At 73.0% G+C, this 26445-nt stretch carries 26 protein-coding genes and 1 tRNA gene; 14 read left to right on the forward strand and 13 right to left on the reverse strand.

The window, feature by feature from the left end; translation table 11 throughout:
• Positions 1 to 6: 6 nt before the first annotated feature.
• Both C3492_RS07450 and C3492_RS07455 read left to right on the forward strand, forming a co-directional pair.
• Positions 7 to 1302: a hypothetical protein gene (locus tag C3492_RS07450; RefSeq protein ID WP_103810927.1), complete on the forward strand. Its 1296-nt coding sequence runs from the start codon at positions 7 to 9 to the stop codon at positions 1300 to 1302.
• Between the two features lie 187 nt (positions 1303 to 1489).
• Positions 1490 to 2593 carry an amidase domain-containing protein gene (locus C3492_RS07455; RefSeq protein ID WP_103810928.1) on the forward strand — a complete coding sequence of 368 codons (1104 nt, stop codon included), beginning with the start codon at positions 1490 to 1492 and terminating at the stop codon, positions 2591 to 2593.
• On the opposite strand, the gene C3492_RS07460 is transcribed toward C3492_RS07455, so the two are convergent.
• The 3 genes from C3492_RS07460 to C3492_RS07470 all read right to left on the reverse strand — a co-directional run bounded on the left by C3492_RS07460 (position 2581) and on the right by C3492_RS07470 (position 5532).
• On the reverse strand, positions 2581 to 3213 hold the full coding sequence (locus tag C3492_RS07460) for a DUF4383 domain-containing protein (protein ID WP_103810929.1): 633 nt from the start codon (positions 3211 to 3213) through the stop codon (positions 2581 to 2583). The genes C3492_RS07455 and C3492_RS07460 overlap by 13 nt on opposite strands.
• 79 nt (positions 3214 to 3292) lie before the next feature.
• Positions 3293 to 4687, reverse strand: a complete 1395-nt coding sequence (locus tag C3492_RS07465; RefSeq protein ID WP_103810930.1) for a hypothetical protein — start codon at positions 4685 to 4687, stop codon at positions 3293 to 3295.
• A 74-nt stretch (positions 4688 to 4761) separates the two neighbouring features.
• Complete coding sequence (locus C3492_RS07470) at positions 4762 to 5532, reverse strand: DUF4097 family beta strand repeat-containing protein (protein ID WP_103810931.1); 771 nt, start codon at positions 5530 to 5532, stop codon at positions 4762 to 4764.
• Positions 5533 to 5733: 201 nt separating this feature from the next.
• Here C3492_RS07470 and C3492_RS07475 point away from each other — a divergent pair.
• A tRNA-Val gene (locus C3492_RS07475) sits at positions 5734 to 5805 on the forward strand.
• Positions 5806 to 5851: 46 nt separating this feature from the next.
• Here C3492_RS07475 and C3492_RS07480 read toward each other — a convergent pair.
• A complete protein-coding gene (locus C3492_RS07480; protein WP_103810932.1) occupies positions 5852 to 6190 on the reverse strand; it encodes a hypothetical protein in 339 nt (112 codons plus the stop codon).
• A 268-nt stretch (positions 6191 to 6458) separates the two neighbouring features.
• Positions 6459 to 7358, reverse strand: coding sequence for a ketopantoate reductase family protein (locus tag C3492_RS07485; RefSeq protein ID WP_103810933.1), 900 nt, complete (start codon positions 7356 to 7358; stop codon positions 6459 to 6461).
• A 91-nt stretch (positions 7359 to 7449) separates the two neighbouring features.
• Here C3492_RS07485 and C3492_RS07490 point away from each other — a divergent pair, with 91 nt between their 5' ends.
• From C3492_RS07490 to C3492_RS07500, 3 genes are all read left to right on the forward strand, one after another.
• Positions 7450 to 7680 carry a DUF2277 domain-containing protein gene (locus C3492_RS07490; RefSeq protein WP_103811049.1) on the forward strand — a complete coding sequence of 77 codons (231 nt, stop codon included), beginning with the start codon at positions 7450 to 7452 and terminating at the stop codon, positions 7678 to 7680.
• A 472-nt stretch (positions 7681 to 8152) separates the two neighbouring features.
• A complete protein-coding gene (locus C3492_RS07495) occupies positions 8153 to 8611 on the forward strand; it encodes a DoxX family protein (RefSeq protein ID WP_103810934.1) in 459 nt (152 codons plus the stop codon).
• A gap of 122 nt (positions 8612 to 8733) precedes the next feature.
• Entirely contained in the window at positions 8734 to 9378 is a 645-nt protein-coding gene (locus C3492_RS07500; protein ID WP_103810935.1) for a DedA family protein, read from the forward strand.
• Between the two features lie 10 nt (positions 9379 to 9388).
• Here C3492_RS07500 and C3492_RS07505 read toward each other — a convergent pair whose 3' ends face one another.
• Complete coding sequence (locus C3492_RS07505; protein WP_103810936.1) at positions 9389 to 10033, reverse strand: HNH endonuclease family protein; 645 nt, start codon at positions 10031 to 10033, stop codon at positions 9389 to 9391.
• Between the two features lie 382 nt (positions 10034 to 10415).
• Between C3492_RS07505 and C3492_RS07510 the strand changes: the two genes are divergently transcribed.
• Both C3492_RS07510 and C3492_RS07515 read left to right on the forward strand, forming a co-directional pair.
• Positions 10416 to 10997 carry a TMEM165/GDT1 family protein gene (locus tag C3492_RS07510; protein ID WP_103810937.1) on the forward strand — a complete coding sequence of 194 codons (582 nt, stop codon included), beginning with the start codon at positions 10416 to 10418 and terminating at the stop codon, positions 10995 to 10997.
• A gap of 198 nt (positions 10998 to 11195) precedes the next feature.
• Positions 11196 to 11864, forward strand: coding sequence for an HAD family hydrolase (locus C3492_RS07515; RefSeq protein ID WP_103810938.1), 669 nt, complete (start codon positions 11196 to 11198; stop codon positions 11862 to 11864).
• A gap of 323 nt (positions 11865 to 12187) precedes the next feature.
• On the opposite strand, the gene C3492_RS07520 is transcribed toward C3492_RS07515, so the two are convergent.
• Complete coding sequence (locus tag C3492_RS07520) at positions 12188 to 13207, reverse strand: peptidoglycan-binding protein (RefSeq protein ID WP_103810939.1); 1020 nt, start codon at positions 13205 to 13207, stop codon at positions 12188 to 12190.
• 128 nt (positions 13208 to 13335) lie between these two features.
• Between C3492_RS07520 and C3492_RS07525 the strand changes: the two genes are divergently transcribed.
• Complete coding sequence (locus tag C3492_RS07525; protein ID WP_103810940.1) at positions 13336 to 15396, forward strand: MDR family MFS transporter; 2061 nt, start codon at positions 13336 to 13338, stop codon at positions 15394 to 15396.
• A gap of 6 nt (positions 15397 to 15402) precedes the next feature.
• Here C3492_RS07525 and C3492_RS07530 read toward each other — a convergent pair whose 3' ends face one another.
• A complete protein-coding gene (locus C3492_RS07530) occupies positions 15403 to 15921 on the reverse strand; it encodes a GNAT family N-acetyltransferase (RefSeq protein WP_103810941.1) in 519 nt (172 codons plus the stop codon).
• Between the two features lie 137 nt (positions 15922 to 16058).
• Here C3492_RS07530 and C3492_RS07535 point away from each other — a divergent pair, with 137 nt between their 5' ends.
• Both C3492_RS07535 and C3492_RS45465 read left to right on the forward strand, forming a co-directional pair.
• Complete coding sequence (locus tag C3492_RS07535) at positions 16059 to 16739, forward strand: hypothetical protein (protein WP_103810942.1); 681 nt, start codon at positions 16059 to 16061, stop codon at positions 16737 to 16739.
• A 5-nt stretch (positions 16740 to 16744) separates the two neighbouring features.
• A complete protein-coding gene (locus tag C3492_RS45465; protein WP_258055548.1) occupies positions 16745 to 17881 on the forward strand; it encodes a hypothetical protein in 1137 nt (378 codons plus the stop codon).
• Here C3492_RS45465 and C3492_RS07545 read toward each other — a convergent pair.
• Positions 17870 to 18310: a DUF1992 domain-containing protein gene (locus C3492_RS07545; protein ID WP_181140242.1), complete on the reverse strand. Its 441-nt coding sequence runs from the start codon at positions 18308 to 18310 to the stop codon at positions 17870 to 17872. The two genes, C3492_RS45465 and C3492_RS07545, sit on opposite strands and share 12 nt — an antisense overlap.
• A gap of 111 nt (positions 18311 to 18421) precedes the next feature.
• Here C3492_RS07545 and C3492_RS07550 point away from each other — a divergent pair, with 111 nt between their 5' ends.
• Positions 18422 to 18814 carry an FHA domain-containing protein gene (locus tag C3492_RS07550; protein WP_103810944.1) on the forward strand — a complete coding sequence of 131 codons (393 nt, stop codon included), beginning with the start codon at positions 18422 to 18424 and terminating at the stop codon, positions 18812 to 18814.
• A 28-nt stretch (positions 18815 to 18842) separates the two neighbouring features.
• Here C3492_RS07550 and C3492_RS07555 read toward each other — a convergent pair whose 3' ends face one another.
• Both C3492_RS07555 and proP read right to left on the reverse strand, forming a co-directional pair.
• Positions 18843 to 19514, reverse strand: a complete 672-nt coding sequence (locus tag C3492_RS07555; protein WP_103810945.1) for an O-methyltransferase — start codon at positions 19512 to 19514, stop codon at positions 18843 to 18845.
• Positions 19515 to 19688: 174 nt separating this feature from the next.
• The gene (proP, locus tag C3492_RS07560) at positions 19689 to 21080 is read right to left on the reverse strand and encodes a glycine betaine/L-proline transporter ProP (RefSeq protein WP_103810946.1); all 1392 of its coding nucleotides are present in this window, start codon (positions 21078 to 21080) and stop codon (positions 19689 to 19691) included.
• Between the two features lie 392 nt (positions 21081 to 21472).
• Here proP and C3492_RS07565 point away from each other — a divergent pair, with 392 nt between their 5' ends.
• The gene (locus C3492_RS07565; RefSeq protein WP_181140243.1) at positions 21473 to 23536 is read left to right on the forward strand and encodes a bifunctional glycosyltransferase 87/phosphatase PAP2 family protein; all 2064 of its coding nucleotides are present in this window, start codon (positions 21473 to 21475) and stop codon (positions 23534 to 23536) included.
• Positions 23537 to 23771: 235 nt separating this feature from the next.
• On the opposite strand, the gene C3492_RS07570 is transcribed toward C3492_RS07565, so the two are convergent.
• Positions 23772 to 24479: a YoaK family protein gene (locus tag C3492_RS07570; RefSeq protein WP_103810948.1), complete on the reverse strand. Its 708-nt coding sequence runs from the start codon at positions 24477 to 24479 to the stop codon at positions 23772 to 23774.
• A 118-nt stretch (positions 24480 to 24597) separates the two neighbouring features.
• On the opposite strand from C3492_RS07570, the gene C3492_RS07575 reads away from it, so the two are divergent.
• Positions 24598 to 25851, forward strand: a complete 1254-nt coding sequence (locus tag C3492_RS07575) for an alpha/beta hydrolase (RefSeq protein ID WP_258055549.1) — start codon at positions 24598 to 24600, stop codon at positions 25849 to 25851.
• Positions 25852 to 25889: 38 nt separating this feature from the next.
• On the opposite strand, the gene C3492_RS07580 is transcribed toward C3492_RS07575, so the two are convergent.
• On the reverse strand, positions 25890 to 26303 hold the full coding sequence (locus C3492_RS07580; protein WP_103811052.1) for a transglycosylase SLT domain-containing protein: 414 nt from the start codon (positions 26301 to 26303) through the stop codon (positions 25890 to 25892).
• Positions 26304 to 26445 lie beyond the last annotated feature (142 nt).

The following is a 26445-nucleotide window of genomic DNA, read 5'->3' on the forward strand; positions in this document are numbered from 1 at the left end:
CCGCGCATGCCCCGCAAGATGTCGTCGTCAGGCCGCCGTCGCGCCCCCCGCAGCCGCAGTGCGCCCCGCGCCACCCGGCCGCAGGTGCTGACGCTGGCCGCCCTCCTCGTCGTCGCCTCGCTGGTCGCCGGGTTCCTGGCGCTGTCCGGCACGGACAGCAACAGCACACCGGCCGCCGCGGCCGGCAAGAGACCGAAGAGCACGCCGAAGGCCAGCCCGACCCCGGAGTGGGACGGCAGGACCAAGGTGCTGGGCGACGGCTCCACCTCCTACACCGGGCCGCAGAAGGGCCAGTTGAAGCCGGTGCCGCTCAAGCCCGGTGAGAAGCCGCCGCAGTTCGTCGTCTTCTCCTGGGACGGCGCGCTGGAGGGCAGCGACCACCTGTTCTCGCACTACCGGGAGCTGGCCAAGGAGTACAACGCCCACATGACCTTCTTCCTCACCGGCATCTACCTGCTGCCCAAGAGCAAGAAGTCCCTGTACCACGGCCCCATGCACTCCCCGGGTGACGCCGCCATCGACTACGCCACCGACGACCACATCCGCACCACCGTGGAGCAGCTCGGCAAGGCGTACGAGGACGGCAACGAGATCGGCACCCACTTCAACGGCCACTTCTGCGGGGCCAAGGGCGGCGGCGACTGGAGCGTCGAGGAGTGGAAGAGCGAGATCGACCAGTTCTACTCCTTCGTGGAGCACTGGAAGACCAACACCGGCTTCACGGACCTCGCGCCGCTGCCCTTCGACTTCAAGAAGGAGGTCACCGGCGGCCGGGCGCCCTGCCTGGAGGGCCAGCCGAACCTGCTGAAGGCCATGAAGAGCTACGGCTGGCGCTACGACGCCAGTTCGCCGGGCGACTTCCAGATATGGCCGTCCAAGAAGAACGGCATATGGGACTTCCCGCTCCAGATGCTGCCGTACGAGAGCGGCAAGTACCAGGGCCTGTCCATGGACTTCAACTTCCTGTACAACCAGTCCAACGGCGAGACCCAGGGCGACCCGGCGAAGTTCCCCCAGTGGGAGCAGCAGACCGTCGACTCCTACATGGCCGGCTTCAACCGGGTGTACTACGGCAGCCGGGCCCCGCTGTTCATCGGCAACCACTTCGAGGACTGGAACGGTGGCATCTACATGAAGTCCATCGACCAGGTGGTCAAGAACGTCTGCACCAAGAAGGGCGTCAAGTGCGTGTCCTTCAAAGAGCTGGCCGACTGGCTCGACGTACAGAAGCCGCAGACCCTCGCCGCCCTGCGCAGCCTCGACCCGGCCCAGTCGCCCGACTGGTCGGCGGTCGTCAAGTGACCGGCGCGCGCCGGGGATTCCACTTGTGCAACCCCCTTCACAACCGACGCACGCGGCGTGCGAAGATGCCCCTCGCCCGGTAGGTGTACCGGCGTAGAGGGGAACATCATTGAAATCTAGAAGACTGAGCCGTGGGCGGCGCCGCACGGCCATAGTCACCGCCGCGGCCGCCTCGGTGGTCGCCGGCGTGGCCCTGGTGCCCAACTGGAGCGCCGGTGCGGCGGTGACCGACGACCCGACGGTGGACGCGGCGACCAAGGCGACCTTCCAGCGGCTGGCCGACGCGGTCTTCACCGACCGCACGCAGGCCCTGGTGGAGGGCGCCGGGAAGGCGGAGACCCGGCACACGTCCGGCTTCTCCGGTTCCGTCCGCCTGTCCGGCGGGCAGACCCGCCAGGAGAAGTCCGCGCTGGACGAGCTGCGCGACCGCCGCGGCCGACTGGCCCGGCTGGGCGAGACGTACCGCGCGGGCAGTACCAAGGTCACGCTCGACGCGACCCAGGTGAAGGGCCGGCACGCCAAGGTCGCCGTCACCGAGACCACGACGCTGACCTACGACAAGGCCACCGCCAAGGGGCCGAAGTCGACCGGCTTCCAGGCCCACCACGAGCTGACCTTCCAGGCGGACCGGCACGGCACCTGGCAGCTCACCGGCATCCGGGACACCGACGACGGCTACCTCGCGGTGAACCAGATCGCCAAGCCCGCCGTCACCTCGGTGAAGACCGCCACCGCGGACGACGGCCCGCCCTCCGCGGCCCGCGCCGCCACCACCTGGCCCGCACCGGTCAACAAGAAGGACTTCTCCGCGACCGGCTACGACTACAAGGCCATGGTCGCGTACGCGCAGAAGTACTGGAACAAGTACAACCCGGCCTACCCGGACTTCAACGGGCAGGGCGCCGGCGGCGACTGCACCAACTTCGTCAGCCAGGTCCTGAAGGCGGGCGGCTGGAAGCACGTGCCCGGCTACACGTACGACTGGAAGAAGTGGTTCGGCACCGCCGACATCCAGTCGGACTCGTTCGTCGGCGTCAACGAGTTCTCCTGGTTCGCTCTGTCCTCGAAGCGCGCCACCAGCCTCGCCAACGTCTACCAGATGGACCTCGGCGACGTGCTGCAGATGGACTTCAACCGGGACGGGTCCAAGGACCACTCGATGATCGTCACGTACCGGGACAGCCGGGGCGTGCCGTACGTGAGCTACCACTCGACCAACACGTACAACCGGTCGGTGGCCAGCCTCGTCGCCTCCTACCCGAACGCGGCGTTCTACGCCTACAGGACCTGACCCGGTCCTGGCTGCCGCGGGCCCCGCTGCTCCTGCCTCTCCCGCTGCTCGTCCCGCGGACGCCGCTCCTGCCGCGTCAGCTGCTCGGGCCGCGTCCGCTGTTCCTGCGGAGGGGCGTCCGGGTGGCGGGCCCGCCAGTAGGGGTTGTCGTGGGGCAGGTTGTGACCGACTCGGCCGTACATGCCGAAGGTCATCAGCAGCAGGCCCACGATGAAGCTGAAGAACACGTTCTGGATCTTGAACGCCAGGAAGTTGCTGTCGGTGTCCAGCAGGCCGAGGAACAGGAAGCCGTTCAGCAGGAACAGCACGCCGAGGACCATGTTCAGGGTCGACGCGAAGTTCCCGCCGATCGCCATGCCGGCCAGCAGCACCGCGCCGATGCAGATCGACAGCACACTCAGCGCGCCGTTGGAGTTCAGCCCGGCGACCGTGTTGCCGCCCGTGCTGAAGAAGCCGATCTGGTCGATCAGGCCGAGAATGCCGAAGGCGACCAGGAATCCGCCGATGAGGCCGGCACCGATCCGGTAGACCTGGTTGAGCCGGTGGTCGACGGGCAGATGGTCGTCCAGCCGGGGCCGTCGTTCCTCGGCGTTCCTCGTGTGCACCGTGTGTGTGGCCATGTCCGCCTCCCTCGGGCGCTAGCGGAGGCCATCCGTCCTCTTAATATCCGCTGCCGCACAGCACCCGGCAACACGCACGTCAGTGCCCGGCGCCGCGCTCCTCGCGGATCTGCGCCACCACCCGCGCCACCGTCTGCCGCACCCCTTCCGTCTCGGTGAGGAAGTGCCAGTAGTCCGGGTGCCGTCCCTCCAGCGTGCCGACCGCCCGCTCCAGCCGGGCCACCGCGTCGTCCAGCGGCCGGGCGTGCCGCGGATCGGGGGTCGAACGGCCCGTCATGGCCAGCCGCTGGGCGTCCCGGATCGCGAACCGGGTCCGCTCGATCTCCGCCTGCGGATCCTTCTGCACCGCGTTCAGCCTGCCCAGCCGGTCACCGGCGGCCGACACCGCCTCGTCGGTGGCGTTCAGCAGGGCCCGCACGGTCGACAGCAGTGCGGTCGCGTCCGCCCAGCGCTGGGCGTCCCGGGCCGCCTGCGCCTCCCGGAGCTTCAGCTCGGCCTGCCGCACGTTCTCCGCGGCATGCTCCGGCACCTGTTGCAGGTCCTGCCAGCAGGCGGCGGTGAAGCGGCGGCGCAGCTCGCTCAGCACCGGCTCCACCTGTCCGGCCCGTGTGGTCAGCGCCTGGGCCCTGGTGCGCAGGCTGACCAGCCGGTGGTCGATCTCGGCCGCCCGCTCCGGCAGCCGCTCCGCCTCCGCCGCGATCGCCCCGGCCTCCCGCTGCACCCGCTCGGCCCGCTCCAGCGTCGCCTGCACGCCGTGCCGCCCGGCGCCCTGGTTCAGCTTGGTCAGCTCCGGTGACAGGGCCGCCAGCCGCGCGGCCAGCTCGTCGGCCCGCAGGTTCCGCTCCCGTACGGCGTCCAGGGCGTTGCTCGCCGCCAGCAGCGACTGCCGGGCCCGCTCCACGGCGGGCGCCAGCCGGGCCAGCTGCGTCTCCGCCTTGCCCAGCAGCGGCTCCAGCGAGCTCGCGAACCGGTCCAGCTCCTGCCGGACCCGGTCGAGCTCGTCCTTGGCCGCGGTCAGCTCGGCCCGCGCCCGCGCCGCCGTGCCGGCCTCCAGATCGTCCCGGTCCAGGTCGTGGGCGTCCACGGCCTGGATGTAACTCCGGCTGACCTCGTCGATCCGGCGCCCGAGCGCCTCGAAGTCGGACACGGCCCGCCGGGCGGCGGGGGAGTCGTCCACCGCCGAGATGGTCTCCACCGAGATCCGCAGGTCCCGCTGCGCGGTGTCGAGTTCGTAGAACGCCGTCGCCGCCGCGTCCTTCGCGGCCTGCGCGTCGGCCCGGTGGCTCTCCGCCCGCCCGCCGAACCAGCGCCGGGTGCCGCCGCCGGCGAACGCGACGGGCAGCGCGAGCGCGGCCAGCACCGGCAGGCCGAGCAGCGTGAGGGCGTCCCGCAGGGGAGAGGGGCCGCGCCGGGCGCGTGCGGTGGACGGCGGCGGGTACGGCTGGCTGGCTGGCGTGCCCGGTGTCGCCGTCACATCCCTCTCCCGTGCTGTGGTTCGCCCTGGGTGGTGTCATTCTCCCACCCGTTGAAGACGAACACACGGGCCGGTCAGTTCGCCGTGCGCACCGTGACTTTCCCGTCCTGGGTGTGCGCCGACACCCGGTGCGGGCTGCTGTCGTCGCGGGGCACGGACACCGTCACCGACCCGTCGTCGGCCCCGGCCGACACCCGGTACGCGCCCTTGGGCAGGCCCACCGTCACCGACCCGTCGTCACTGCGGACGTCGACCAGGTCCGGCGGGCCGGTCAGCTCGACGTCCACGGAGCCGTCGCCGGTGGTGGCCCGCACCCGGCGCGAGGAGACCACCGCGCGCACCGATCCGTCATCGGCCCGCAGGTCCAGCGGGCCGCTGGTGTCGGTGACGCGCACGGCGCCGTCGTCGACGTGGATGCCGACCGCGTCCCGGAACCCGGAGGCCCGCACGGCGCCGTCCTCGTTCACGACCTCGACGCCGACCCCGCCCGGCACCTCGATCCGGTGCCGGGCCGAGCAGTCGGCGATGATCCCGGAGCAGTGCACCCGCAGCACGAGCCGGTCGCCGTCCATGGACCACCGCGCCTCGGGCTCGCCGCCGGCGACCACGGACCCCTCGAACCAGCGAGTCACCTCGACCGTGCCGGCCTTCTGCCCCGGCGCGGCGACGATCTCCAGCGCCGAGTCGTCGGAGTCGACGGTGAGGGTACGGCCGTGCAGCGCGAAGGACCGGTGATCCGGATGTGTGTCGTCGCCGGCGGAGGCGCCACACGCGGTGAGCCCCGCGAGGAGCGCGCCGGTGAGCACGGCCGGCCGGGCAGCGCGGAACGAAAGCGAACGGACCATGTGATGTCTCCCCCTGAACCGGCTCGTACCGGTCTGGTCCGGCGCGCGGGACCCGGCGCCGGAGTACTTACGGTCTGCGCCGACGTTAGGGCCCGCGGCCCGGGGCGACGATCCGGCGGCCTCCCGGAACGGGGTGGGGTTGTCCCCCCTGTCGGGTTTGCAGGGCAGCCGCTCGGGCAAGGTAGGCTGTCGGCCTGTCCCGGGTGCGTAGCTCAGGGGTAGAGCGCCTGCCTTACAAGCAGGATGTCGGCGGTTCGAAACCGTCCGCGCCCACCGGTCCGGCCCCTCGGAGCAGTCTCCGAGGGGCCGTTTCCTTGCCCTACTCCTCGGCCGCCTTCTCGTGGGCGTGCTTCAGCCGGGAGCGGGCGTCCATGCGGTCCGCCGCCGCCACCTCGGCCCAGAAGCGGTGCGTGCTGACGAAGACCGCGAGTTCGTGCTCGCGTCGCCGCAGCTTCTCCACCTCGGCCTGCTCGTCCTCCGTCCAGCCGGGGGACGCGGGCCGCTCCACCTTGCGCCAGCCGGTGTCGTCGCTGAAGCCGTCCATCGGCTCGACCGACCAGGGCAGCCGCTTGAGCAGGGCCGACAGCTCGGCCCGGACCTGATGCAGCTCCTCCTGACCGGCGAGGAGGTCACTGGGAAATTCATAGGTCGTAGCCACGCGGCAATGCTACGCCTGTTCGATTTGCGGGGGCGAGGCTGTCCGTGGGGTCAGGGGGGAGGTTCAGCCGAACGGGTGGCGCGGGGCGGCGGCGTCCGGCGTGCCCTGCCGGTCACCGGGAGACGCGAGGGGCGGGGGGATGACCGCCGGGGCACCACCGGTGGCGAGTCGCCGCCCGGTTGCCCGAGCACCGCGCCGTGTGCGAGCGCGTGATCGCCGACCCCCGGTCCCGAGCGTGCCCCGGCGGGGCCGGGGCGTCGGCGCCGGGTCAGTGGCCGGACTCCCGCAGCTCCCGGACCAGCCGTGCGGTCACCGGCACGGGTACCCCGTGCCGCTCGGCCGCGCGCAGCAACGCCCCGCCGATGGCGTCCAGTTCCAGCGGGCGGCCCGCCTCGGCGTCGCGCTGCATGGACGACTTGGCGGCGGGCGGGAAGGCGTCGTACCGGGCCAGGGCCTGGGCCGGGTCGGCCGGGGCGCCGCAGGCACGGCTGACCGCGGCGGTCTCCGCGACCAGGGCCTCCAGCTCGTCCCGGTGACGGGTGCGGACCACGCCGAGCGGGACGCCGTACCGGGTGGTGAGCAGGGCGAACGGGGCGAGGAACGCCATCTTGGCCCACAGGGCCGCCGTCTCGTCGCCGGCCACGCGGGCGGTCGCACCGCAGGCATTGAGGTGGGCGGCCAGCGCGTCGAGCCGGGCGCGGGGTACGGCGTCCCCGGCCAGGTCGATCTCCGTGAACGGGCTGCCGTGCTCGATCACGCCCGGGGCGATCCGGGTGGACTCCACGCGGATCACGGCCGGGGCGACCCGGTCGGGACGGTAGCGGGTGCGCAGGGTCGCGGGGTGTTCGACGCCGTTCAGCAGCGGTACGGCCAGGGCGTCGCCCAGGACGGCCGGCGGGACCCGGGTCAGGGCGGCTTCCAGCGCGGTGTGCTTCACGGTGATCAGGCAGGCGTCCACCGGCTCGCGCAGCTCGGTGTCCGCGTCGACGGCGGCCGTGAAGTCGCCGAACTGCGGACTGCGGACCGTGATGCCGCTACGGCGCAGGGTGTCGGCCGTGGCCTCGCCGGCCAGGCAGATCACGCGGTGCCCGGAGCGGGACAGCAGGGCGGCGAGCAGGCCGCCGGTGCCGCCGGGGCCGAGAACGGCCACGGTGAGCGGTTGCGTCATGAAGTTGTCCTCTCGACGGTCGGCCCCGGGATCGGTGGCCGCCTTCGCGCAGATCATCGCAGGGCGCGGCGGGCTGCGCGAGACTGGGCACATGTGCCGGAGCATCAAGACGCTGCGTCCGCCCGTGCTGCCCGGTGAGGCCACGGACGAGGACATCCACGCGGCCGCGTTGCAGTACGTACGGAAGATCTCGGGCTTCCGGGCCCCCGCCGCCCACAACCGCGAGGCCTTCGACAAGGCGGTGCAAGCGGTGGCGCAGGCCACGGCGGAGCTGCTCGGGGGGCTGGAGGTGCGGGGGCGGTCGGCGCGGCGAGGAGGCTAGCGCCGGAAGGGTCCGCGGGTCCGGCACGGTGCCGGACCCGTCTGTCGGCGTACCCGCCGTGTGACCACTCTCATAGCGGCGCGGCCCCGGAACCCGGTCGCGGCGCACCGCCGGGGCGCCGCTCGCGAGGGGATGCCGGCCGCACGCCGTGGACGGTTATGAGACAGGTGTGGCCGGACGTGACGTGGCGGCCGCATTGTCTGACGTGTCGTCAAAGGTGCGTAGGTGTAGGGATGTTGACTCCTGGGAAGCTCGCGGAAGACGGGCACCCCGTGACCGCGGCGGGCGCCCCGCCAGGCGCGGTGCACCGGCGCCGAGCCGCGAGCGGAGGCACCTCCATGGCCGAATGTTGAACTTGCAAGCATTGATTAGGCACCCCTAACCTGGGCTCCCGTTCGGTACCGCCGCCCCCACGACCGGCCTTCTTCGTCCCCGGCCGGCCCGACCGACACCGAAGAGGAGAGATCCCCTCATGTCCGCACGTCTCGATTCCGCTCAGCCCTATGTCATCGGGCTCTTCCGCATCGTCCTCGGCCTGCTCTTCGCGGTGCACGGCGCCGCCTCCCTGTTCGGCGTCCTCGGCGGCGCCGCCGGCGGCAACGGCGGCACCATCGCGGCCGGCACCTGGCCCGGCTGGTACGCGGCCGTGATCCAGCTCGTCGCCGGCGGCCTGGTGCTGCTCGGCCTCGGCACCCGCGGTGCCGCGCTGATCGCCTCCGGCTCGATGGCGTACGCCTACTTCGACGTCCACCAGCAGGCCGCCCTGTGGCCCATACAGAACGGCGGCGAGCTGTCGGCGCTGTTCTGCTGGGCGTTCCTCCTGCTCGTCTTCACCGGCTCCGGCGCCTTCGGCCTGGACCGGCTTCTCGTCCGCCGCGCGGCGGACGACGGCGAGCGGGCGCCGGAGCAGTCGCCGGTCGCCGCCGCCTGACGGTCCGGCCGGTGTGCCGTACGGGTCCGGCCGGTGTGCCTACGGCGGCCCACCCGTGAACCGTCTGTGATCGTCCCGCGGACCCCTCGCGAACCTCCTGTCACACCCCCGGCGTACGCTGTATGGCTGTCAACGGGGGAGTGACGGGAGTCGTGGTGTTCGAGAGCGTGGGGTCGCTGGCGGCCGGGCCGTGGATCTATGCCGTGGTGGCCCTGTCGGTCCTGCTCGACGTGTTCCTGCCCGTCCTGCCCAGCGGCGTGCTCGTCATCACGGCGGGTACGGCGGCGGCGGCCGGTTCGGGCGCGGCGGGGCAGGTCCCGCACGAGGTGCCGGACATCCTGGCCCTGATCCTGTCCGCCGCGACCGCCTCCGTCCTCGGCGACCTGGTGGCGTACCGGCTGGCCTGGCGCGGCGGGGAGCGGCTGGACCGGGCGATAGCGCGTTCCCGGCGGCTGACCACCGCTCAGGAACGTCTCGGTGACGCCCTGGCCCGGGGCGGAGGCGCGCTGGTCGTCCTCGCCCGCTTCGCCCCCGCCGGCCGCTCGGTCGTCTCCTTCTGTGCCGGTGCCGCCCACCGCCGCGTCCGCGACTTCCTGCCCTGGTCCGCCCTGGCCGGCCTGTCCTGGGCCGCCTACAGCGTGGCCCTCGGCTACTACGGCGCCCAGTGGCTGGGCGCGACCTGGCTGGCCACGGGCGTCTCGGTGGCGGCCCTGTTCGGCGCCGGGGCGGCAGCGGCCTTCCTGATGCGCCGCCGCCCCGTCTCCTGAGCGGCCCGGCTCAGCACCCGGCCAGGTAGTTCGTCAGCGCGCTCTTCTCGGCGGAGTCGACCGACAGGTCGTAGTAGTACTTCACCTGCACCCACGCCCGCACGTACGTGCACAGGTACGCCGACCGGGACGGCACCCAGGTGGCCGGGTCCTGGTCGCCCTTGGCCTGGTTGACGTTGTCGGTGACGGCGATCAGCTGGGGCCGGGTCAGGTCGTTCGCGAACGCCTGCCGCTGCGCGGTCGTCCACTTGCTCGCGCCGGAGTCCCACGCCTCGGCCAGCGGCACCAGGTGGTCGATGTCGAGGTCGGCGGCGGCGGTCCACGTGGCGCCGTCATAGGGGGAGTACCAGCTTCCGCTGGTCGCGGCGCAGGAGGAGTCGGTCACGACGTTCGAGCCGTCCCGCTTGAGGACCGTCTCGCGGGTGTTGCAGGCGCCGCTGATGGTGATCCAGTGCGGGAAGAGATCGCGGCTGTAGCCGGTGCGGTTCTCGGTGGCCACGGTGAGCTGGGAGAGGTAGCTGCGGGCGGTGGCGCCGCTGACCGGCGTGGGGAGGGCCGCGGAGGCGTTCGGGGAGTTGAACAGGGCGACGGAAGCTGTCAGGGCGGTGAGGGCCGCGAGTATGCTCGTCCGTCGACGCGCGTAGAACTTCGGCATGCGTGAACTCCCTTGTGGGGTGGCGGTGTTGGGGCACGAGCGAGGGGATGCTCGCGGGGCGGTGTTGCCGGGGGGTGAGCGCTCGGTAAGAAGTTAGTGACGTGTGCATGTCACGACAAGGTTGACGGCGGAACTTTCACATCCCGTACGATGGGAAGCGCAGAAGGGGAGTAGCTCTTCGCCGGACCGTCGACATACTGCTCAGCGAGCCTGAGCCGGCGCCCGGAGGCGGACCGCGTTCCAGCGGGTCCGCCAGCGAGACCTTCGGCAAGCAGTGCACGTCCGCGCCCCCCGGCGCGGGCGCCGAGTGTGCTGTCGTGCCGAGGTGTCATCGCGTGACGTACCGCACTCTCGGCGGGGCAGCCCGACCGATTGAGGAACCTTGATCAGCATCACCGTGACGGCGCTCGTCTTCGGCGTCATCTTCCTCGCCGAACTGCCGGACAAGACCGCGCTCGCCGGCCTCGTCCTCGGCACCCGCTACCGCGCCTCGTACGTCTTCGCGGGCGTCGCCGCCGCCTTCCTGCTGCACGTCGTGCTCGCCGTCGCGGCCGGCAGCGTGCTCACCCTGCTGCCGCAGCAGATCGTGCACGCCCTCACCGGCGTCCTCTTCCTCGGCGGGGCCGCGATGCTCCTGCTGAACAAGGGCGAGGAGGAGGAAGAGGTCAGGAAGCCCGCCGACCAGTCGTTCTGGAAGGTCGCGGGGACCGGCTTCATGCTCATCCTGGTCGCCGAGTTCGGCGATCTCACCCAGATCATGACCGCCAACCTGGCCGCCCGCTACGACGACCCGATCTCCGTCGGCCTCGGCGCGGTGCTGGGCCTGTGGGCCGTCGCCGGACTCGGCATCGTCGGCGGGAAGGCCCTGATGAAGCGGGTGCCGCTGCGGCTGATCACGCAGATCGCGGCGCTGCTGATGCTGGCGCTCGGCGTGTGGAGCCTGTGGGAGGCCGTGCGCGGCTGACCGGGACGGCCCGGCCGTGCGGCCGGTCCGGGGCGAACACCGGGTGAACGCTCGCGGGGGTGGTGGCGGGAACGGGGCCTGTTTTGTACCGTGGGGGAACAAAGTGGCTCCCGCCCGTTTTCCCTGACCGGCGGGCGGGGCCGCCTTGTCCCACCCGACGTCCACCCGACACGGGTCTTCTCGTTCCTGGAGCTGCCGATGCCGGCCACCGCCACGCCCGCCGTCCTCACCGCCCGCGCCCTCCTGCTCGACATGGACGGCACCCTCGTCAACTCGGACGCCGTGGTCGAGCGCATCTGGCGGCGCTGGGCCGAGCGGCACGGGCTGGACGGCGACGAGGTGATGAAGGTCGTGCACGGCCGGCAGGGCCACGCCTCCATGGCCCTCCTCCTCCCCGGCCGGCCGGTCGAGCAGAACCTCGCCGACAACGCCCGCATGCTCGCGGAGGAGACCGCCGACACCGACGGCGTGATCGAGATCCCCGGCGCGCGTGCCTTCCTCTCCTCGCTGGAGGGGCTTCCGCACGCCCTGGTGACCTCCGCCGACGTCGCCCTGTCCACCGCCCGCATGAACGCCGCCGGGCTGCCCCTGCCGGCCGTCCGCGTCACCGCCGAGTCGGTCGGCGCGAGCAAGCCGGATCCCGAGGGCTTCCTGAAGGGCGCCGCCGAACTGGGCGTCGACCCGGCCGACTGCGTCGTCTTCGAGGACTCCGGCGCGGGGATCGCGGCGGGGCGCTCCGCGGGGATGCGCGTGGTGGGGGTCGGGCCGCGTGCGGTGTTCCACGAGCCGGACGTGGCGGTGCGGGATCTCACGCAGGTGCGGGTCGAGGCGGTGGCCGGCGGGGAGATCCGGCTGCACATCGGCTGACGGACCGGTTCCACGGCCGGGTCCGGTCGCACGGTCCGGTTCGACGGCCGGGTCCGGTCTCACGGTCCGGTTCGACGGCCTGGTTTCAGGTCCGGCGACATGGCCTGGCTTCAGGGTCCGGTCCCATGGCCTGGTTTCACGGTCCGGTTTCGCGATCCGGTTCCACGGCTTGGTCTCACGGTCCGGTTCCGCTTTCACAGCTCACGGTTCGGCCCCACGGCCCGGCCCCACGGCCCGGCCCCACGGCCCGGCCCCACGGCCCGGTCGTGCGCGCCCGTGCGGCGGAGCCGCGCAACGTTCCGCCCCGGGCCCCTTCGGGGGCGCTAGGGCTCCGTCGTCTCCGACTCCAGGCTTCTGCGCGTCGCCGCGCCGTACGTTCCCAGGTCGTCGCCCGTGATGCCCCGGGCCAGCTGGTAGTTGCGCACCGCGTCCTCCACCGGGCGGGTGAAGGTGCCGTTGACCTGGTCGCCGTAGAGGTTCAGCTGGCGCAGGCGCTGCTGGAGCTCGGTGACCTCCGGGCCCGTGTCCCCGCGTCGCAGGACCGGTGGCGCGGCGGGCGTGGTGCCCGGGGTGCCCGAAGGCGTCGTGGACGGGGTCGGTGAGGCGGCGGCGCGGGACGCGCTCGCGGAGGCCGTCGCGGTCGGGGACGGAGGGGCGGAGCCCCGCGACGGGCTCGGGTCGGCCGTCGCCGAGGGGGAGGACAGCGGTGGACGCGGGGTGACCGGGGGTGCCGGGGCCGGCGCCGAGGACGGTGCCCGTGTCGTCGTCCCCGGGATGCTCTCCCTGACCTCCTGAACCACCTGGTCCCGGGCCGGCGCCCGGTACGAGAACAGCGCGAAGCCGGCCACCGCGACGACGGCCGCCCCCGCGCCCCCGGCGGCCAGCAGCACCGTACGACGGGACCGGCGCCGGGGCGGGCCGGCCTCAAGGTCGTCCGTGGGCGCGTCCGGCTCCGCCGCCGCGCCGAGCGGTGCGGGCGGGTGCGGCTGCGCTGCGGTCTCGGCGGGCGGCTGCGGCGGTAGTGCGGTCTCAGCGGGTGGTGCGGGCGGCTGCGGCGGTCGTGCGGTCTCAGCGAGCGGCGCGGGCGGCTGCTGCGGTCGTGCCATCTCAGCGGGTGGTGCGGTCGCGGCCGGTGGTGCGGGCGGGGGGCCCTCGGGGGCCGGCCGCATCTCCACGTACGGCCGTATCCGCAGCGGGTCGAAGTCCTCCGCCGCTGCCGCCTCGGCCGTGCGGGTCTCGCGCAGGGCCTCGGACGCGCGCGCCGTGCAGTCGCACGACGGCGTGTTGTCCGCCCCCCTCGGCGTCCCGCACTCCGGGCACGTGGTGCCCCGCTCTCGCGTCACGCGTGTGTCCCCTCCCCTCGGGAACTCCAGAGATTATGCGGATTTTCTCCAGATCCGCAGCACTCGGCAGGCCATAAGTGGTGACACCGATCACCATGGAGAAGACGCACCGACCCCCGGGAGGTCCCATGGCCCTGGAGACGCACGGCACGGCCAAGGGCGTGAGCAGCGGTGAACACGTTCCGGGCAGCGTGCTGGTGCCGATCGGCGCGCTGCTGCTCGGGCTCCTGCTCGCCGCGCTCGACCAGACCATCGTGTCGACCGCTCTGCCGACGATCGTGAGCGACCTCGGTGGCCTGGAGCACCTCTCCTGGGTCGTCACCGCCTATCTGCTGGCCTCGACGGCCGCGACCCCGCTGTGGGGCAAGCTCGGTGACCAGTACGGCCGCAAGCGACTGTTCCAGACGGCCATTGTGATCTTCCTGATCGGGTCGGCGCTGTGCGGCATGGCGCGGGACATGCCCCAGCTCATCGCCTTCCGGGCGGTGCAGGGCCTGGGCGGCGGCGGCCTGATGGTGCTGTCCATGGCGATCGTCGGCGACCTCGTGCCACCGCGTGAACGGGGGCGCTACCAGGGCCTGTTCGGCGCCGTCTTCGGCACGACCAGCGTGCTCGGGCCGCTGCTCGGCGGTCTGTTCACCGAACACCTCAGCTGGCGCTGGGTGTTCTACGTCAACCTGCCCGTCGGCGTGGTCGCCCTCGCCGTGATCGCCACCGCCCTGCGCATCCCGCGCCGCACCGCCCACCACGTCATCGACTACCTGGGGACCTTCCTGATCGCCGCCGTCGCCACCTGCCTGGTGCTGGTCGCCTCCCTCGGCGGCACCACCTGGCCCTGGGGCTCGGCGCAGATCATCGGGCTCGCCGTCCTGGGCGTCGTCCTCGCCGTGGCGTTCGTCGCCGTCGAGCGCCGGGCCGCCGAACCGGTCCTGCCGCTGAAGCTGTTCCGCATCCGCACCTTCACCCTGGCCGCCGTCATCAGCTTCATCGTCGGCTTCGCCATGTTCGGCGCGCTGACCTACCTGCCGACCTTCCTCCAGGTCGTCCACGGCGTCTCCCCGACCCTGTCCGGCGTCCACATGCTGCCGATGGTGTTCGGCCTGTTGCTGTCGTCCACCCTCTCCGGGCAGATCGTGAGCCGCACCGGCCGCTGGAAGGTGTTCCCGATCGCCGGCACCGCCGTCACCACCCTCGGCCTGCTGCTCCTGCACCGGCTCGACGAGAACAGCGCGACCGCCGTGATGAGCGTCTGCTTCTTCGTCTTCGGCACCGGCCTCGGCCTCGTCATGCAGGTCCTGGTGCTCATCGTGCAGAACGCCGTCTCCTACGAGGACCTCGGCGTCGCCACCTCCGGCGCCACCTTCTTCCGCTCCATCGGCGCCTCCTTCGGCGTGGCCATCTTCGGCACCGTCTTCGCGAGCCGCCTCGGCGACAAGCTCACCGACGCCTTCCGGGGCGTGCACCTGCCGCCCGGCGCCACCCCCGGCGCGCTGAAGGCCGACCCCCGGGGCATCGCCGCCCTGCCGCCCCCGCTACGCCCGGCCGCCCTGCACGCGTACGCGTCCGCCATCACCGACGTGTTCCTCTACGCCGCGCCCGTCGCCCTCCTGGGCTTCCTGCTCGCCTGGCTGCTGAAGGAGGACCGGCTGCGCGGCTCGGTCACCGCGCCCGACGTCTCCGAGACCATCCCGCCCAACCCGGTCCAGCGCTCCTCCTACGACGAGGTGTGCCGCGCCCTGTCCGTGCTCGGCACCCGGGAGGGCCGCCGCGAGATCTACCAGAAGATCACCGAACGCGCCGGGTACGACCTGCTGCCCGCCGCGAGCTGGGTGCTGCTGCGCATCCGCCGCTACGGCTCCGTCGAACCGGCGGTGCTCGCCGAGCGCAGCCCGGTCCCGCTCCAGGCCGTCATGGCCGCCGCCCGCCAGGTCGAGGAACGGCGGCTAGCCGAGCGCCGGGGCCTCGACCTGGTCCTCACCGACGCCGGCCGCGAGGTCGCCGAACGGCTCGCCACGGCCCGCGAGGAGTCCCTGGCCGAACTGCTCGGCGACTGGTGGCAGCCCGGCCGCTCGACCGACCTCACCGAACTGGTCCGCGACCTCACCGGCGAACTCTGCGGCGCCGAACGCGAACGCCCCCACAACGGCTCGGTGACGAAGACCGGTAATGCCCGCACAACGGCACGGTGAGGGAGATCAGTTGACGGCCCCCGCCGGCAGCAGCTCCTTGCGGAACCAGTGTTCGGCGTACCGGTCGGTGTTGTGCGGGGCGGTCTCCGTGTAGCCGAGGCGGGCGTACAGGGCGCGGGCCTCGACCAGGTCGCCGCGGGTGTCGAGGACGATCCGCCGGGCGCCGAGAGCACGGGCGGCGTCCTCGGCGGCGGCCACGAGCAGCGGGGCCCCGCCCCGGCCGCGCAACTCCGGCAGCACGAACACCCGGGTCAGCTCGGCCGTGCCGGGGTCCAGCAGCCGTACGCCCGCCGAACCGGCCGGCGTGCCCCCGTACCGCCCGACGAGCAACTGCCCGCGCGGGGGCGCGAGGTCGGCACCGCTGTGGGCCGCGACCTCCCGCTCCAGCTCGTCCGGGTCGGTGCGACGCCCCTCGTGCAGCAGGTACCAGCGGTCGCTGACCTCCGTGTAGTACGCCCGCCACAGCGCGGCGGCGGCCGGGGAGTCGTACGGTTCCGGAGCGATCGTCCACGTCATGCCGGCCATTGTCGGGAGTCGCCCCGCCTCCTCCGCAACCGGATATTGCGGGGCCGAACCGGCGGCGGGGAGCCGTTTGTGGGCGAACTTCCGGGTCACCCGAAGGGAGAACCGGCCAGCGGGGCCGGTCCGACCGGAAGGCAACCATGTCCACAGGCCTGATCATTCTGTTGATCGTGATCGCGGCGGTCGTGGTCCTCGGCGCCGTCGCCCTGACCGTGCGGGGCCGCACCCGGCACGGCGGTCCGAACCTGAAGCGGCGCTTCGGGCCCGAGTACGAGCGGACCGTGGCCCTGCACGACGGGGACACCAAGGCCGCCGAACGGGAGCTGACCGAGCGCCTCGAACGCCACGGTGACCTGCGGGAACGCCCGCTGGAGGGCGCTGAGCGGCAGCGGTACGCGGACCGCTGGACGGCCGTGCAGGAACACTTCGTCGACTCGCCCCGGCAGGCGGTGGCCGAGGCCGACCTCCTCATCGGAGAACTCGCCGCCGCGCGTGGCTACCCCGACGGCGGACGGTACGAGGAGCAGCTCGCCGCGCTGTCCGTGCACCACGCCGACCACGTCGACGGCTACCGGCAGGTGCACCGGGTGGCCCACGCGGCCGCCGGCACCGGAGGGGACGGGACCGGCGCGGGAACCGAGGAACTGCGGTCGGCGCTGCTCGGCGCCCGCGCCCTCTTCGAGGACCTGACCAGCGCCGAGTCCGGCCGGCACCGGGCCCCCGCCGGCGCGGGCCGCTCGACGCCTCCCGCCGCGACCCGCTCCCACGCCCGCTCCCACACGCCGTGGGCTCTGCACCGGAGCCGACCGAAGGAGAGCTGAACGCCATGACGGACAGGACGAGCGGCTCCGGCGGCGACCGGCACCGCCCGCAACGTCTCTCGCGCGGGGACGAGTGGACGCCGGAGCAGGAGTCGGAACAGAGGGACGAATGGGCACCGGGCGACGCGGCCCCCGGCCGCCGGACCCCGAGAAGGCCCCTGACGGAGGAACGCCTGCCCGGCGAACCGGGAGCGCGCGGGAGCGGAGGCGGCCCGGCTCCGGGCGCGGGGCCGGGTGGCGCCGGCCGGCCGTCGGACGGGGGCGCGAGCGGCTGGCTCCGGGGCGCCGACGCGAGTGGCCGGGTGCCGGAGGGGAGCACGGGTGGTGGTGAGGGCCGGAGCGGCCGGCTGCCGGGCTCGGCCGGTCCCGGCCGGGAAGGACTGACCGGGGACGACCGCGCCCCGGAGGACACGCCCCAGCCGCCCCCGGGCCCGGCGGGCGTGCCCGAACCGGGAGCGTCCGAGGACATCGAGCCGGCCCCGGGCCCGGTAGGGAGCCCCGCCTCCCGGGGGCCCGGCTCCCGCGAGCACGACCCGCGCCACGGCTCCGAGGGGCTGCGGCCCGGCACGGAGGAACTGGGCCCGGGGACGCCCGGTACGGAGGGGCGAGCGTCGCAGACGTACAGCGGACGGGACAGGGACGCCGGTGGTCCGGAGTGGGCCGGGGAGGAGGAAGGCGTGATGCCGGACAACGGGCTCGGGGCTCCGTCCGTCGGTGAGGTCAGCGGGCGCGAGGCCCGCATGACCGAGGCACGGGCGGCGGACACCTGGCCGACGGCGCCGGGCGGCACGGCCGCACCCGGCCGCAGCGCCACCGGCGCCGCCGGGACGGCCGCCGACGCACCCTCCGGCACCGGCGCACCGCTGCTGCCGCACGAGGAGACGGAGCAGTGGGAGCGGCGGCTGCGCGAGGTGGTCGCCGGGTTCGTGGACGAGCCCCGGCAGGCCGTCGAACAGGCCGACCGGACACTGGAGGAGATCGCCGCGCGGTTCACCGAGGCCGTCACGCGCCGCCGCCGTACGCTGCGGATGTCCTGGGAGGGCACCGAGGGCCGCGGCCCCGGCGCCGAGACAGACACCGAGCAACTGCGACTCGCCCTGCGCGACTACCGGGAGCTGGCCGGGCGCCTGCTAAACGGCTGAGCCCGCCACGCCCCCGTCACCCCTGGCGGCAGCCCTGCGCTGCCGCCATTCGCGTACGACCTCCTCGACGTCGTACGGCTTCTTCCCCAGCGGCGGGCCGGGCGGCGGCTTGAACATCATGTCCTTGATCCGGACGTTGACGTCCTCGATGATCTTCCGGGCGAGCCGTTCCGAGGGAGCCGCGTACGCCGCCTCCAGCGCGTCCTCCGCCTCCTTGCGCAGCGCCAGCGCGGGCGGCAGCACGGCCAGCCCCTCACGGACCAGCTTCCGCTTGACCCACCACAGTTCGTCGTACGTGGAGTCGACCTCCGTGGGCAGCGGCACCCCCGCCCCCGGCAACCGGTCGAACTCCCCGCGCCCCTGAGCGTCGCGGATCTGCTTGTCCACCCAGGACTCGAACGGGACCCCCGGTGGCTTTCGCTCGGTCATGAACCCATTGTGCCGGACGCGACCCCGCCGGGCGTTTTATCATGCGGCGGCGGTACGGCACTGGGCCCGCCGCGACCAAGCCACCGCACAGGACGTCTCAGGGGGAACCTCGTGCTCGAACTCACCATGGCCACCGTCTCCGGGGCGGACGCGGGCGCCACCGCCGGCATGACGATGGCCGAGGCGCCCAGCGAGCCCGGCGCCGTGCTGCGGATCGGCCGGGACGGGGCGGCGTGCCGGCTGGTCACCCCCGACGACTGGCTGTTCGTCTCCCGCGTCCACCTGGAGTTCCTGTGCGGCCCGGACGGTGCCTGGCAGCTCACCTGGCTGCGCGGCTCCCAGCCCGACCCGGCCTCCGAGGTCCGGCTCAGCGTCGGGGAGTACGCCCAGGCCCTCGGCTACGGCGCGACCGTCCCGCTGCCGCACGGCGGGTCCGGCGAGATCGTGATCCAGGACCGCACCGCGCCGCGCAGCGTCAACGTCGGCTTCTACCACGAACTCTGAGCCCGCAGGACCTCGGCACCGAGTGGCCTCAGCCGAGCACCCGGGCCAGCGCGAACCCGTCGTACCCCTTGCTGCCGACGGTCTGGATCGCCGTACCGGTCAACCGGGGGTGGCCGGCGATCAGTTCGAGCGCCGCACGGGTGCCGACCACGTCCGGCTCGGTGCTGCCCGCGTCGGCCACCCGGCCGCCGCGCACCACGTTGTCCAGGACGATCAGGCTGCCCGCGCGGGTGAGCCGCAGCGCCCACTCCACGTAGTGCGGGTTGTTGGCCTTGTCCGCGTCGATGAAGACCAGGTCGAAGGGGGCCGGGTTCTCGTCGGCGAGCTTGGGCAGCGACTCCAGGGCCGGGCCCACCCGCACCTCCGCGATCCGGTCCAGGCCCGCCCGGGCGATGTTCCGGACGGCCACCTCCGCGTGCTTGGCGCTGTACTCCAGCGAGATCAGCCTGCCGTCCTCGGGCAGCGCGCGGGCCAGCCAGATCGTGCTGTACCCGGCGAGCGTGCCGATCTCCAGGATGTGCCGGGCCCCCTGGAGCTCGGCGAGCAGCCGGAGGAACTTGCCCTGCGCCGCCGTGACGGCGATGGCGGGCAGCCCGGCGGCATCACTGTCGCGCAGGGCCGCGCGCAGCACCTCGTCGTCCGGTGAGAGCGTGTTGATGAAGTAGTCGTCGACGTCGTCCCAGACCTGCGACCCGCTCATAGCCCCAGCTGCCTTTCCCGAGTGTCCTCCCTCGATGATCGCAGCAGAGGACGCGGATGGGTACGACTGCCCGCGGGGCATGGCGGCGGAAGCGCCCCGCTGGGGCGCGGGCAACCGCACGACCGGCCGCGACGGAGTCGCACCCGGGGGACGGCCCGCACCCCCGCGGCGCGCTCAGCGACCTTCCACGGACGGCGCGGAACCCGGCAGCGGACGCCCCGCCGACTCCGACATCCGCCACACGGCGACACCGCCCACGACAGCCGCGGCCATCATGTAGTACGCGGGCATCATCATGTTCCCGGTCGCCCCGATCAGCGCGGTCACGACCAGCGGAGTCGTACCGCCGAACAGGGACACGGACACGTTGAACCCGATCGACAGGGACCCGTACCGCACGCGCGTCGGGAACAGAGCGGGCAGCGCGGCCGGCATGGCCGCCGTGAAGCACACCAGGAGCAGACCCAGCGCGCCCATGCCCAGCCCGACGGCGAGCAGGCTGCCCTCGCGGATCAGCAGCAGCGCCGGGACGGACAGGAACAGGAAGCCCGCGCAGCCCGCCGCGATCACCGGCCGGCGGCCGACCCGGTCGGTCAGCGCGCCCACGAACGGCTGCACGATCATCATCAGGGCCATCACACCGAGCACGACCAGCAGCCCGTGTGTCTCGTCGTACTTCAGCTCACTGGTGAGGTAGCTCGGCATGTACGACAGCAGCATGTAGTCGGTGACGTTGAAGACCAGGACCAGGCCCATGCACAGCAGCAGCGACTTCCACTGGCCGGTGATCATCTCGCGCAGCGGCACCTTCGGCCGGGCCGCCTCCGCCTTCTCGACCTCCGCCGCGAACGCCGGGGTCTCCTCCAGCCGCATCCGCAGATACAGGCCGATGATGCCCATCGGGCCCGCGATCAGGAACGGGATGCGCCAGCCCCACGAGGTGAGGTCGTCCGAGGACAGCAGCGCGGTCATGAGCGTGACCAGACCCGCGCCGCCGATGTAACCGGCGAGCGTGCCGAACTCCAGCCAGCTGCCGAGGAAGCCGCGCTTCCTGTCCGGCGCGTACTCGGCGATGAACGTCGTCGCGCCCGCGTACTCACCGCCGGTGGAGAAGCCCTGCACCAGACGGGCGGCGAGCAGCAGGAGCGGCGCTCCGACGCCGATCGTCGCGTACGACGGGATCAGGCCGATCGCGAACGTACCCGCCGCCATCATGATCATCGTGACCGCGAGGACCTTCTGCCGGCCCACGCGGTCGCCCAGCGGGCCGAAGACCATGCCGCCGAGCGGACGGACCAGGAAGGCCGCCGCGAAGGCGCCGAACGTCGACAGCAACTGCGCGGTCGGGTTGCCGGACGGGAAGAAGACCTTGCCCAGGGTGACGGCGATGTAGCTGTAGACGCCGAAGTCGAACCACTCCATCGCGTTGCCGAGCGCCGCCGCCTTCACGGCGCGCCTGACGAGCGCGGGGTCGGTGACGGTGACGTCACGGGCGGCACGGGCCTGGGCGGCCCGCCGCGGTTTGAGGGGCGGGGTGACGGCTGAGGCGGTGGTAGCGGTCGCCAAAACGGGGCTCGCCTACCTTTCGACGGGGACAGGGACGGACCCGGACGGCGACGGTGACGTACGGCGGGCCGAAAATCGACCATAGGCGGAGTTCTACCCCTTACGTCCCGCATGCGTTTAGCTGCACAGTGCAGCTAAACGGCGCATACGCAGGTACGTCTGCCCCTTCGCCGGGGGCCATGCCCGCAGCTCGGTGTGATCCTTCTCGCGCCCCCCGCGCGCAACCGACCGCACCCCGGACTATGGTCTTTCGGACAAAAAGAGACCGACGTCAGGTGAATCGGGGGTTGCCTGCGTCCCTCTCCGGGGGGTCTGCGAGGCTCAGAAGGAGCGCAGAGGGGAACCCGGCGCGGACCGGCGGCCGGGACGACGGGGCGGGAGGCCGACGAGGCGTGGCGAACGTGGAGCACAGCGGGCGACCGGCGGACGTCTTCGGAAGAGCGGCGGTCGGAGCGCGGCTGCGCGCCACCCGGCTCGCCCTGTGGGCGGTGGCCGCGATCCTCGCCGCACGGCAGATGGCCGTCGTCCTGACCACCCCCAGCGGCGAACGGCTCACCGACCTGGAGACCTGGGTCGGCCCCGAAGGCGTCCTGCACGTGAACGGCTCGATCTACGACTCGACGCGGTTCACCGGCACCCCCTTCGGCGGCCTGGTCCTCAAACCGCTGACGCGGTCGGCCGAGGCCGCGCTCGGCTGGGGCTGGACCTTCGGCACCCTGCTGCTCGTCGTCGCCCTCGGCCTGGTCGCCGCCCGCGCGCTGCCCCAGCCCATCAGCCGGCGCACCTCACTGCTGGCCGCGCCGGTCGCCATCAGCCTGCTCATGCTGTCGCTGCCGGTCCGCAACACCCTGTGGCTCGGGCAGACAAGCATCATCCCGGTCCTGCTCGTCCTGCTCGGCTGCTTCACCGTACGCGGGCAACGCGCGAGCGGCCTGTGCACGGGCCTGGCCGCCGCCCTCCAGCCGACCGTCCTGCTCTTCATCCCGCTGCTGTGGTTCACCGGCCGCCGCCGGGCCGCGCTCACCACGGCCGGCACCTTCGCCGCCTGCACCGCGCTCGCCTGGGCCGCGCTGCCGCACGACTCCCGCACCTACTGGGTGCACCACATGGCCGGCGCCGGCCTCGGCGGCAAGGCCGACGCCCTCGCCAACCAGTCCCTGCACGGCGCCCTGCTCCGCCTCGGCCTGACAGGCACCTCGGAGACAGCCCTCTTCCTCCTCCTCGGCGCCGGCGTCGCCGCCCTCGCCCTGCGCCGCGCGGTCCGCTACGCCCACGACGGACAGCTCCTCCTCGCCGTCGCCGTCACCGGCTGCGCCGCCGTCGCCGTGTCCCCGACCACCTGGCAGCACCAGCTGCTGTGGGTGCTGCTCGCGGTGGTCGGCCGGGTCGGCAAGCGGACCTCCGACCGTTACGTCTGGCCGGTCGCGGTCGTCCTCGTCACCACGCTCCCGGCGCAGATGATGCTGCCGCACATGCCGGTGGTGTACCCGCTGCGGGACAACCTGGTCCTGCTCGCGGCCCTGGCCGCCGCCACGGCCGTCCCCTTCCTGTCCCGCACGTCGCCCTACTACCAGACCCCGATACCGGCGCACTACGCCCCGCCGGCCCCGGCCCGCTTCCGCCGCGTCCCGCTGCTGCCCTTCCTGCGCCGGGTGCTCACCCGTCCCAACCTCCTCCTGGAACTGCTCCTCCTCCGCGTCACGTACGCGGCCTACCAGCAGGTACGGCTGGCGGCGACCGGCGGCAGCAACTCCGAGGGGCGGGCTGAGGCCGAGCGGCACGGCCATCTGATCCTCGACACCGAACGCTTCCTCCACATCGACATCGAGCACGCGGTCAACCACGCCGTGGTGAAGATCGACTGGCTGCGGGACTTCTTCGACTTCTACTACGAGTCCTTCCACTTCGTCGTCCCGCTGACCGTCCTCGCCGTCCTGTACTGGCGCCGCCCGGTCGACTACCGCTGGGCCCGCGCCTCCCTCGGCTTCGCCACGCTGCTCGCCCTGGTCGGCTTCTGGCTGTTCCCGCTGGCCCCGCCGCGCCTGATGCCCACGCTCGGCATCATCGACACCGTCCACGGCGTCCAGGACTTCTCCAAGCCGGACTACGGCACCCTGACCGCCCTCACCAACCAGTACGCGGCGATGCCGTCGCTGCACTTCGGCTGGTCCCTGTGGTGCGGGGTGGTGATCGCGGTGATCGCCCCGAAGTGGTGGATGAAGGCGCTGGGCCTTCTGCACCCCCTCTTCACCGTCTCGGCCATCGTCGCCACCGGCAACCACTGGGTCCTGGACGCGGTAGGGGGCGCGGTGGTGGTGACAGCGGGCTTCGGCCTGTCGTACGCCTTCCAGGGACCGCGCGCGAGGGGGCGGACGGGGGTCCGGGGAGCGGGTGCCGGGGCCGGTGCCCGTGCCGGGGCTGGGGAGGTCGGCTGTGTGGACGTCGGCAGTAAGTGACTGTCGGGCCGCTCGCTTCTCCCTCGTGCTGGAGCGGGCCGGGTCAAGGGTGGGCCGGAGGCCCGTCGCCGGAGGCGACGCGCAGCGCCCTTGACGCGGACCGCGGAAGCACGACACTGGCCAAGAGGCGGGCGGCCCAACAGCAACCGTTTCAGCCGACGTCCGAGTTCAGCGCCCAACGTCCGAGTCCAGCGCCCGGTGGCGTGACTGGCCGCCGGGTCGCCGTTCGCCGTGGTCATTCCCGGCCCGAGGCCGCCATCGCCAGGGCACCCGACGCCAGTGCCGCCAGCAGCAGGGGGATGCCCAGGCCGTGGTGGAGGACCAGCCAGGCGCCCAGGCAGGCACCGCCGGCCATCGCGAGCACCGAGGCCGCGCGGCGCAGGGTGCGGTGGTGCGTGGCGTCACCGAGGCGGGACTCGGAGGCCAGGCCGGTCAGGGTCATCGTCACGACGGTGGTGGTGGTCAGGTCGGGCACGCGGAACTTGCGTACCGTCGCGGTGCGCAGGCCCATCGCGAAGGCCGTGAGGCCGATCAGGGCGTCCCGGGTCCCGGCGGTGTCCGGCCGGGCGAAGGCCACGGCCGCCGCGACGCCGACCAGCGCCGCCTCCCCCGCCAGGGCCAGCCGGGCCGAGCGGCGGCGGGAGCCCCGGCCGTATCGGCCCGTCACCCGGCCGCCGGTCACCGCGCCCAGCAGGAAGCAGACCAGGGACATGACCGCGTGGCGCACGGAGAAGCCGGGGACGCCGGCCGCGGCGAAGCCGAGGATGACCACGCTGCCGGTCACATTGGCCGTGAAGACCCGGCCCAGGCCCAGGAAGCTGACGGCGTCGATCAGGCCGCTGACCACGGTCAGTGCCAGCAGTACGGCCACCAGCCGCAGCCCGCGCGTCTCCGGGTCCGGTACCGGTACCGGACCCGGAGACGTCGGCGGCGGCGTCGTCATCGTTCCTCCGAGGGGACGGGAGGTGGAAAGAAGTCCACCCGGCGCGCGAAAGAAGTCCACCCGAGGACGGGGGGCTCTCGGATGTCCGGGCGCAGCGTGCGTCCGTAGCGTTCGGGACATGACTCAGGACACGCGCAACACGGTGGAAAAGCAGCCCGGTCGGCCCATCCGCAAGGGCCCGGCGGTCACCCTGGGTGCCCTGGCGCTCGTCGGGGTCGCAGGGGTGGCACCGGGGGTCCCCGGCGCCGACGGACAGCGCGCCGGTGAGCGTGGGGAGGTCGTGTCCGTCGTACCGGTCGCCGCGCACAGCCGTGCGGAGGTCGCCCGGGCGCTGCGCGCGCAGCACATCGGTGCCGTCCCGGTGCGCTACGGCGTCCTCGCCTACCGGGTGACGTACCGCACGGTGGACCCGCAGGGCCGGCCGACCACCGCCACCGGTCTGCTCACCGTCCCGTCCGGTGGCGGGCACCGCCTCGGGCTCGTCTCCGACACGCACGGCACCATGGCCAACCGGTCCTACGCGCCCTCCGTGGCCGAGGCCGCGCGGACGCGGTCGTACCTCTTCGCCGCCACGGGGCGCGCGGTGGCCGCGCCCGACTACCTGGGCCTGGGGGAGGGGCCCGGCCGGCACCCCTACATGGACACCCGGTCCGCGGTCACCGCCTCGGTGGACATGCTGCACGCGACCCGGACGGCGGCCGGGCTGCTGGGTCGCTCACTGACCGGGGACCTGTACGTGACCGGGTTCTCCCAGGGCGGGCAGGTGGCGATGGCGCTGGCCCGGGCGGTGCAGGGCGGGGACGCGGCCGGGTTGCGGCTGAAGGCCGTCGCGCCGGTGGCGGGGCCGTACGACCTTGAGGGCACCGAGGAGCCGGCGCTGACCGACGGCCGGGTCAACGACGTGAGCGGGGTGTTCTACCTCTCCTACTTCCTCGTGGCCCAGAACCGCCTGCACCCCATCTACAAGGACCCCGCCGAGGTGTTCCGGCAGCCGTACGCCGGGCGCGTCGAGCGGCTCTTCGACGGGCGGCACAAGGACGAGGACATCGTGCGTCAGCTCGCCCCGACCGTCCGGCAGTTGCTCACCGACCGCTTCTACCGGCAGCTCCGCGAGCCCACCGGCGGGCTGCTCACGGCCCTGCGCGCCAACGGCCACGCCTGCGACTGGAAGCCCGAGGTGCCGGTACGGCTGTACGCGGGCGACCGCGACACCGACGTACCGATCGGCAACGCCCGGACATGCGCGCGCACCCTCGCCCAGCGGGGGGCGAGGGTGCGGGTGCTGGAGGTGGGCCCGGTCGACCACTTCGGGTCGGACCGGGCCGCGCTGGCCGGCATCGCGCGCTGGTTCAGCGGGGGCGCGGCTCGGTGAGGGGCGGCGGGACGGCCGGTGGCAGGGAGCCGGGTGGCTCAGTACCAGCCGTTGGCCTGCCAGAAGCTCCAGGCCTTGGCCGGGCTGCCGTAGCGGGAGTTCATGTAGTCCAGGCCCCACTTGATCTGGGTGGCCGGGTTGGTCTTCCAGTCGGCGCCGGCGGAGGACATCTTCGAGGCCGGCAGGGCCTGGACCAGGCCGTAGGCGCCGGACGAGCTGTTGGTGGCGGCGGGGTTCCAGCCGCTCTCGTGCTCGACGATCTTGCTGAAGGCGTTGAACTGCGCGGCGTCCGGGATCATCCGGTGCGCGATCGCCTGGGCGGAGGAGGCCGAGGTGGTGGCGGCCTGGGCGGGCGCCGCGCTCAGAGCCATACCGGCGGTGGCGGCGGCCACGGCGGCGGTGGTGAGGACCTTCTTCGGGGAAGCGATGCGGCGGATGAAGGAGACGGACACGGAGAACCTCTTGCGTCGGGGACGGGGGATCGCCCGCATGGGAAGGACCACGTGCTGCGGTCTCATGCGGCGGCGCCGCGGCCCGGGTGGGCTCGTGGCGCCTGGCGACGTCGTCCAGAGAAGCAGGCCCGGAACACGTCCG

The organism is Streptomyces sp. Ru62 (assembly GCF_002920615.1).
In the GTDB taxonomy this organism is placed as follows: Bacteria; Actinomycetota; Actinomycetes; order Streptomycetales; family Streptomycetaceae; genus Streptomyces.

Bases quoted from the DNA above. Each gene is read 5' to 3' on its own strand.
- C3492_RS07450 (WP_103810927.1), top strand. From the start codon at position 7: ATGCCCCGCAAGATGTCGTCGTCAGGCCGCCGTCGCGCCCCCCGCAGC.
- C3492_RS07460 (WP_103810929.1), bottom strand. From the start codon at position 3,213: ATGGCCACACACACGGTGCACACGAGGAACGCCGAGGAACGACGGCCC.
- C3492_RS07470 (WP_103810931.1), bottom strand. From the start codon at position 5,532: ATGGTCCGTTCGCTTTCGTTCCGCGCTGCCCGGCCGGCCGTGCTCACC.
- C3492_RS07485 (WP_103810933.1), bottom strand. From the start codon at position 7,358: ATGACGCAACCGCTCACCGTGGCCGTTCTCGGCCCCGGCGGCACCGGC.
- C3492_RS07490 (WP_103811049.1), top strand. From the start codon at position 7,450: ATGTGCCGGAGCATCAAGACGCTGCGTCCGCCCGTGCTGCCCGGTGAG.
- C3492_RS07495 (WP_103810934.1), top strand. From the start codon at position 8,153: ATGTCCGCACGTCTCGATTCCGCTCAGCCCTATGTCATCGGGCTCTTC.
- C3492_RS07500 (WP_103810935.1), top strand. From the start codon at position 8,734: ATGGCTGTCAACGGGGGAGTGACGGGAGTCGTGGTGTTCGAGAGCGTG.
- C3492_RS07505 (WP_103810936.1), bottom strand. From the start codon at position 10,033: ATGCCGAAGTTCTACGCGCGTCGACGGACGAGCATACTCGCGGCCCTC.
- C3492_RS07515 (WP_103810938.1), top strand. From the start codon at position 11,196: ATGCCGGCCACCGCCACGCCCGCCGTCCTCACCGCCCGCGCCCTCCTG.
- C3492_RS07525 (WP_103810940.1), top strand. From the start codon at position 13,336: ATGGCCCTGGAGACGCACGGCACGGCCAAGGGCGTGAGCAGCGGTGAA.
- C3492_RS07530 (WP_103810941.1), bottom strand. From the start codon at position 15,921: ATGGCCGGCATGACGTGGACGATCGCTCCGGAACCGTACGACTCCCCG.
- C3492_RS07535 (WP_103810942.1), top strand. From the start codon at position 16,059: ATGTCCACAGGCCTGATCATTCTGTTGATCGTGATCGCGGCGGTCGTG.
- C3492_RS45465 (WP_258055548.1), top strand. From the start codon at position 16,745: ATGACGGACAGGACGAGCGGCTCCGGCGGCGACCGGCACCGCCCGCAA.
- C3492_RS07545 (WP_181140242.1), bottom strand. From the start codon at position 18,310: ATGACCGAGCGAAAGCCACCGGGGGTCCCGTTCGAGTCCTGGGTGGAC.
- C3492_RS07555 (WP_103810945.1), bottom strand. From the start codon at position 19,514: ATGAGCGGGTCGCAGGTCTGGGACGACGTCGACGACTACTTCATCAAC.
- C3492_RS07570 (WP_103810948.1), bottom strand. From the start codon at position 24,479: ATGACGACGCCGCCGCCGACGTCTCCGGGTCCGGTACCGGTACCGGAC.
- C3492_RS07575 (WP_258055549.1), top strand. From the start codon at position 24,598: ATGACTCAGGACACGCGCAACACGGTGGAAAAGCAGCCCGGTCGGCCC.